The organism is Anabaena cylindrica UHCC 0172 (genome assembly GCF_034931625.1).
Taxonomy (GTDB): Bacteria; Cyanobacteriota; Cyanobacteriia; order Cyanobacteriales; family Nostocaceae; genus Anabaena; species Anabaena cylindrica_A.
On sequence record NZ_JAYGGY010000088.1, the window covers coordinates 72857 to 80211 of the forward strand.

Consider the following 7355-nt stretch of genomic DNA (forward strand, 5'->3'; position numbering starts at 1 on the left):
TTTTTTAAATATTGATACTCATCATAATCCAATCTAAAGGAATACCTGGTTCGATGCGATCGCGATATTCCCAAAGCAATTTTTTGAGAGGAAGAGGTGCAAATTCAATCGCAGGATTATAATGAACGTTTGCTAAACTCCACATCAATTTAACTTGGGAGTCGTGTCGTTCTTCAACTTTTTGAGGATCATAGTTGGGATCTTCTTTATCCCACAATCCGATGGCAGCATATTCAACATCGCCACCATCTTCATATTGTTTATTATTCACCCAAGAATGAAAGAAGGTGCAATGATAAAGAATATAAACACAAAGTTGTTGCAAGTCTTCTTGGTCATTAATAGCTAGGGTTCCCAACTCAGGCGTGAGAATTGAATGCGCCACCAACTCTTGGGACATTGCTTCAATTTCAGACCAATAGGTTTGTATTCCTTCCTGATTATTGATAAAAAAATCGGCAACGTATTTTTCCAGTAATTCCCACATTGCCAGGGCTGACCTGTCAAAATAATTATTATCTATGCGATCTGGTAGCGCTTGTTTTGCCGGAGACCAACGATAACTCAAAACAGCAATTTCCTCAATCAGTACCCCATCTACACTTTTTGGATCTAACGCAGAGGCTTCCGGGATAAAACCCTTATTCCCAATAATCAGAGAAGCACCTCTTTTATCAATACTGAGCAAGCCTTCAAAGTGAGAATACAATAGTTCATGAATGGGATTTTTGATCACATTACGGTAGAATGCCATCGCATACTGATCCATATTCATGTGAGTTCGTCCCAAATGAGACTGGATTTCCTGAAAGACGTATTCAGCACTACGAAAATAATATTTGGCATCTTCCCATTGTTGTCCATCTGTAGGAACACAGATCATCCGTTGGTCTTTCAGGCGATACTCGATGGAATGAACGTGCAGGAGGCGATCGCGTAGGACAAAACGAGCCTCGCTATATTCGGGTAGAATTCCTCCTAATTCGGTTTCATATTTTCCGGTCTTATAATTAACTACGTATTGCCACTCTTTCCCTTCAACATGGTTCAGTTTCCCAGGATTGAATCCATTTAAACGTCGTTCCACAAAATATTCATCGCTGAGTTTATCTGGGCGCAGCCGACTTAAGTTCGCGGGCATCCATTTTTTCAGGTGCAGACCAGTCATAGTCCGGAAGCGACCCATCTTACTAAAAAGGCAGTTGAAAATGGAAAATAGGGATAAAGTGGGTAAAGCCCGTAAGCCGAGATGAGCTTCATATCTGAGAGTGGGTTCAAGTTCTTTGGGTAAGGGACTGTCAGGATCAAATCGAGGAACGTCTTTACCGCTTGTGCCATAGTATTTAAAGCGTTCCTTACGATTACTGGATGGTAGGTTCATGGTTGTTAATGTGCTATCATATATAGGTGATAGTTCTAGAGTAAACCTTGAAGTAAAAGAACACCAGTTCTATTTCTACTCCTAGATCGTAGTTATCTAATACAGATTTCATCAATAAATACAGCATCAGCATACAAGATTTAGGAAATAGGGAACAGGTAACGGGAATAAACAAATTACCGATTACCAAAATCACTCAAAAACCACTGTCCTATTTCCATATACCAAGACACGATTTTGTAAATGCAATCTTACCGACCTTGCTAAAACAACTCGCTCTAAATCCTTGCCCTTTCTCACCAAATCATCCACCTCATCTCGGTGACTTACCCGCACCACATCTTGCTCAATAATTGGGCCTGCATCTAAATCCGCAGTCGCATAATGTGCCGTTGCCCCAATAATTTTTACACCTCTTTCAAATGCTCGATGATAGGGATTAGCGCCAATAAAAGCTGGTAAGAATGAGTGATGAATATTAATAATTTGCGGAAATTGTCGAATAAAATCGGCGCTGACAATTTGCATATATTTAGCCAATACAATTAAATCTATTTTGTACTGTTGCAGTAATTCTAATTGTTTAATTTCCTGTTCTTTTTTATTTTCTTTAGTAATAGGAATATAGTGGTAGTCAATGCCAAATTTTTCAGCTACATCCTGTAAATGAGGGTGATTACTCATAATTAATGGAATTTCAGCATGAAACTCTTTTGAGCGTTGTCGCCAAATCAAATCAAATAAACAATGGTCTTGACGACTAACCCAAATTGCTAGACGTGGAACAGTATCAGAAAAGTGTAATTCCCATTTAGCATTTAAAGGTTGAGCGATTGCATTAAATGCCTTTGCAATCAAATCTCGTGGTAAATTAAACCCATCTAACTGCCATTCTATGCGAGTGAGAAATAAACCAGCTGCAAAATCTGTATGCTGGTCAGCATGGATAATATTTCCACCATTGGAATAGATAAAATTGGCTATTTTTGCTACTAATCCTCTTTTGTCAGGACAGGAAATAAGTAAAGTTGCTGTCGGCTTATGCATAAAAATTGACTAATAATTTGTTTATTTACTATTTGTGGGAAGTTCTTCAGGAAGTCCAGGTAAGGGCTGTGATTCGCTGCTTTTTCCTGCCTCTTTCCACTCAGATAATTCTCGATTTACTGCATTTAAAAAATCTTTAGATACTAGCAATATATTGATACTATCATTTGTTTGATTAGTGGGATCAGCTTGAGCATACAAAAAACTATTGTTAAAATTAGGTTTACCAATAATTAACTGATGGCTTTGCTGATTTTTGAGTTTAATCTCGATAGTTGTTTGTGATTGTTCTAAACCAAATTCACTTAATTGACTAGTAGAAATAGATAAAGTTTTCTCACTTTTGCCTTTGACTAATAAATCCAACAAATAAGCAACAATCGCATCATTAGCGGGTTCTGATATTGGTGATTTAATTAGCCATTTTGGTAGTTCAGATTTATCGTTACGTTCTAAATTTAATGTTATGTCCTTTGTTTTGACTGTTAAAGACTGGATATCCTCCGCAGTGAAAGCAAAAATCTGTTGCTTATTTTCCTTAACTTCTTCGCGCTGAGTTGCACCTTTTATTTCATAAAGGTAAACAAAACCACCTAAACCCAGGGCTAAAAGTATTAAAATTAAAGTTGTGCGTTTCATTTAGTAATTGGTCATTGGTGATTGGGGATTGATTATTGGGCAAACTCTTATCCAGTCACGAGTACAGAACAGCGTAAATAAACCAACCATTCCAAATCTATGAAAAACTTACGCTGTCTTCGTTTTGACTTTTGACTTTTGACTTCCGCCTTGCGGTACTAGTTATAAATATCTATCTTCGTTTCCACCAAATAATAGCCCCTGTTGCCAAACCGATAAAAGGTAAAAGCAATAAAGAAGATATTGTTAATAGATTTGCTTGGATAGTTGACATGGTGAGGCGGCGATTTGTCGGTTCTTTGGGACGAATGGAAAGGGGTTGTTGATCCTGTTGACTCAGCCAAGTTACTGAGTTGAGGAATACATCTCCATTTAATTGCTGTTGAAATAAGCCATTTGTAGCAAAATCTGAGTTTCCCAATACTACTAAACGTGATTCTTTGGTAGACGCTATTGGTGAAGCTGTTGAGGTTGGTGAAGTTGTTGGGGTTGGTGAAGCTGTTGGGGTTGGTGAAGTTGTTGAGGTTGGTGAAGTTGTTGAGGTTGGTGAAGTTGTTGAGGTTGGTGCAGTTGTCGGTGTTGGTGAAGTTGTTGGATTTGGTGAAGCTGTTGGATTTGGTGAAGCTGTTGGTGTTGGTGAAGCTGTTGGTGTTGGTGAAGCTGTCGGTGTTGGTGAAGCTGTTGGGGTTGGTAAAGTTGTTGGTGTTGGTGAAGTTGTTGGGGTTGGTGAAGTTGTTGGTGTTGGTAAATTTCTTTTTAAAGCCACACCTAAAGTTAGAGGACCTTTGAGGTCTTTACCTTCGTTAAACTCTAAATTTTCGCTTTGTTGGTCACTTTCAGCCCAACTGCTGGGATAAGGTTTTGTTCTTAATAGAGGAGTAGACTCGATACCTGGAACTGGGGTAATTTCTAAAGGACGAACTAGGGGATAGAAAGAAATACCATTACCAAAATCTTTAGTGATAGGATGTTCTCCATATTCTGTGACTAAAGGTGCTGCTGGCCCAAGTCCTAAGCTTTGTCCAGAATTATCTATAGCTAAACGATTATCTAGTTTTACACCCCAATCTTGCAGCAAGCTGTCAATTTTTGGGTCAGTATTGGGGTCAATCATCAGCAATAAGTTACCGCCACGATTTAGATAGTCTTGCAAAGATTTGACTTCACTGGGAAATAATTCTCTTTTTGGTCCAGCGACGATGATAACAGTAGCATCTTCAGGTACTTGAGAACTTTCGGCTAAATTCAGTGGTGAGGTGGTGAAATTTTTGTCAGTTAATCCTTGAATTGCTTCTGATACGGCACCTTTACCTGCTGCAAGTTGGTGTTCGCCATGACCTTGGAGAAAGTAAACTTTAGCGGTGCTGTTAGTGGTGATTTGTTGCAGACGATTTGTCAATCTAACTTCTGATAGGCGTTCATTTTCATTTACTGTCTGTACTAATTGGCGTTTGTTTGCAAATTCTAGATAAACTTCGCCAAAATCTTTGACTCCAAATTTTTCTGCTAGTCCTGGCCTAGCTTGAGGATCAATATATTCAAATTTAAAATTGTTACTTTGGCGACGATAATTTTCTAATAATTCTTGGTCTTGATAATTTTGATCTCTGGTAAATATCCAGACTTTAGCTGTTTGGGGTAGGGTACGCACTAATTCCCGTGATTGGGGGGCGAGGGTAAATAACTGAGTTTCTGTTAAGTCTGCCCGGAGGTGGTAGCGAGTACTCAAAAAGTTAATTAGTCCTAGTATTGTTAATACTGCAAAGGTGGCGATAATGGCGTTTGTACCTGCTTGGGTGGAACGCTGCTGCCACCATTTACTCTGTCGGTTTTGTAGTACTATCCAGATAGTGCAGATAACAATACCAGAAATTAGTAATATTAAAGGTATTAATCCCCATTTTTCTGATAAAAGTGCCATCGCTAAACCAGCTGCAATCAGAAATGGTCCTAGTAAAAATATAAGTTTCCAAGGTTTCTTTTTAATCATTTGGGACTGGGTAATGGGTAATTGGTAATTGGTAATGGGTAATGGGTAATGGGTAATGGGTAATGGGTAATGGGTAACAATCATTTTCCCTTGCTCCCTGCTCCCTGCTCCCTTCCCCCTGCTCCCTGCCCCCCTGCTTCTTCTACCGACGTTGGAAGCGGAGTGCGTCGATTGATTGGGCTGTGAGAAAGATGCCGAAGATGATGTAACTGGCAAATAATATCAAGCTGCTGGTGTCAAAAATGCCTTGAATTAAGGTGTTGTAATGTTTTAGTAAGGATATATGACCTAAAGCTGTGCCTATGGGACCGGGAATAGTTTTGGCAATTAAATCTATGAATAACAGGAATATGATGACTGCAAAGCTGAGGACTGCGGATAAAAGTGTGCTGTCTGTGAGTGAGGAAATAAACATTCCTATGGATAAAAGTGCTGCGGCGAATAATATTAATCCTAAATGACCGAGTAAAGGGATGATGGGAGACATGGGTGGATTTGAACTGCTGAGTGCGATCGCTTCAAATCCGAGTAAAGGTAAAATCAGAGTTGTGAAAAATGTTAGCACTCCTAATAATTTACCCACGGCTACAGCCCAATTAGTAACTGGTGATGTGGCTAATAATTCTAATGTTCCCCGCTTACGTTCTTCGGCATATAATCCCATTGACAAAATCGGCAAGATAAACAGCAATAACCAGCCCATTCTGTCTAAAAATGCCCGTACAAATTCGTAAGGAACATCTATTGGTGGTACTGGTACGCCTATTTGTTGTCCTTGGATGTCATAGGCGGCGACTGTGGGTAAAATTCCACCGGGCCCTAATAAAATCATCACCAAGAATAAGCCAGCGATAAACCAAAATATGCCAGCAATACCATAAGCCAAAGGAGATACAAAATAACTTTGTAACTCCCGGCGATAAATAGCAATAATATTAGCCAGAACAATACCCATCTATGCGGCTTCTCCTTCTGTGGCTGCTGAGTCTGCTTCAGGTAGCAAATTTTTTTCTTCTGTAGTCAGTTGCAAAAACACATCTTCTAGGGTAGCGCTGACTCGCCGCATTTCATATAAACCAAATCCGCCCCGAATCAAAGCCGCCGCGATATTCTGCCCTGGTTCCGTTCCTGGTTGCGATATCACCCGCAGGTGGGCGCGGTTTTGAGAACTGGTCGGCATTGATTCTACCAAAATCACATTTGATATATTTTGCAATACCTGTTTTGCTAGACTTACTTCTCCTGAAATTTCTAAATCATATCCAGAACCATCCGTCAACTGTGTCATCAGATTTTCTGGTGTGTTAGTGGCTACGACTCTACCGCCATTGATAATAGCGACGCGGTTACAGGTCATACTCACTTCTGGGAGAATGTGGGTTGAGAGAATAATTGTGTGGGTTCCGGCCAGGCTTTTGATTAAATTTCGGACTTCAATAATTTGTCGGGGGTCAAGTCCTACAGTGGGTTCATCGAGAATAATGGCTGGGGGATCGTGGACTATGGCTTGGGCAATACCAACTCGTTGACGATAACCTTTAGAAAGTTTGCGAATTATGACTTGGCGTTTTTCCTGTAAATTGCAGCGTTGCATAGCGGCTTGGACTTTTTGAGAGCGATCGCCTGACGATACCCCCTTAATTCGAGCTACAAAATGCAAAAATCCTTCAACTGTCATTTCAGGGTATAACGGCGGTGTTTCCGGTAAATAGCCAATTTTCTGACGGACTGCGAGGGAATTTTCCTGGACATCATAACCTGCAATTTTGGCTGTTCCTCTGGTTGCGGGTAAATAGCCGGCTAAAATCCGCATAGTTGTGGTTTTACCTGCACCATTTGGTCCCAATAAACCTAAAATTTCTCCTGGTTCGACTCTAAAGGAGACATCTGTGATGGCTGGGGTGGAACCGTATATTTTACTGAGATGTTCAACTTCTATCACGGATTATAAGGATTTAAGGATGACACTGTATGGATGATGTTGCCAGTGAAGTGATTAACTGATGATCATGATTAAGGATATGATAAACTACTTCCGTGAAATCCCTAAATCCTTACCAATCCGTGATTTAGACAAAAAAGATATGGTGATAGAGAAACTAAAATATTCGGATATTACAGAGAAAATTATTGGTGCTTGCTTTGAGGTATATACGTTTTTGGGTAATGGCTACCAAAAAGTAATTTATTGGTTTTCAGACCTAATATTTTGAAAATTGGCAAAAGTCTTGTACATTTGATACTTTATACTAAAAACGGGTTAAAAGTGTCATTCTGTAGCTTGCTTCCCGTAGGGTA

6 protein-coding genes are annotated in these 7355 nt (G+C 39.7%); all 6 read right to left on the bottom strand.

Annotation, left to right across the window (positions count from 1 at the left end):
* Positions 1–4: 4 nt before the first annotated feature.
* Entirely contained in the window at positions 5–1381 is a 1377-nt protein-coding gene (locus VB713_RS19135) for a lipoxygenase family protein (protein ID WP_323313097.1), read from the bottom strand.
* 192 nt (positions 1382–1573) lie between these two features.
* Entirely contained in the window at positions 1574–2428 is an 855-nt protein-coding gene (gene purU, locus VB713_RS19140; protein ID WP_323313098.1) for a formyltetrahydrofolate deformylase, read from the bottom strand.
* A gap of 21 nt (positions 2429–2449) precedes the next feature.
* A complete protein-coding gene (locus VB713_RS19145; protein ID WP_323313099.1) occupies positions 2450–3067 on the bottom strand; it encodes a DUF4340 domain-containing protein in 618 nt (205 codons plus the stop codon).
* 172 nt (positions 3068–3239) lie between these two features.
* Positions 3240–5057, bottom strand: a complete 1818-nt coding sequence (locus VB713_RS19150) for a GldG family protein (RefSeq protein WP_323313104.1) — start codon at positions 5055–5057, stop codon at positions 3240–3242.
* A 142-nt stretch (positions 5058–5199) separates the two neighbouring features.
* Complete coding sequence (locus VB713_RS19155) at positions 5200–6012, bottom strand: ABC transporter permease (protein ID WP_323313100.1); 813 nt, start codon at positions 6010–6012, stop codon at positions 5200–5202.
* Positions 6013–6999, bottom strand: coding sequence for an ABC transporter ATP-binding protein (locus tag VB713_RS19160; RefSeq protein ID WP_323313101.1), 987 nt, complete (start codon positions 6997–6999; stop codon positions 6013–6015). It abuts the gene before it with no gap.
* Between the last annotated feature and the right edge of the window lie 356 nt (positions 7000–7355).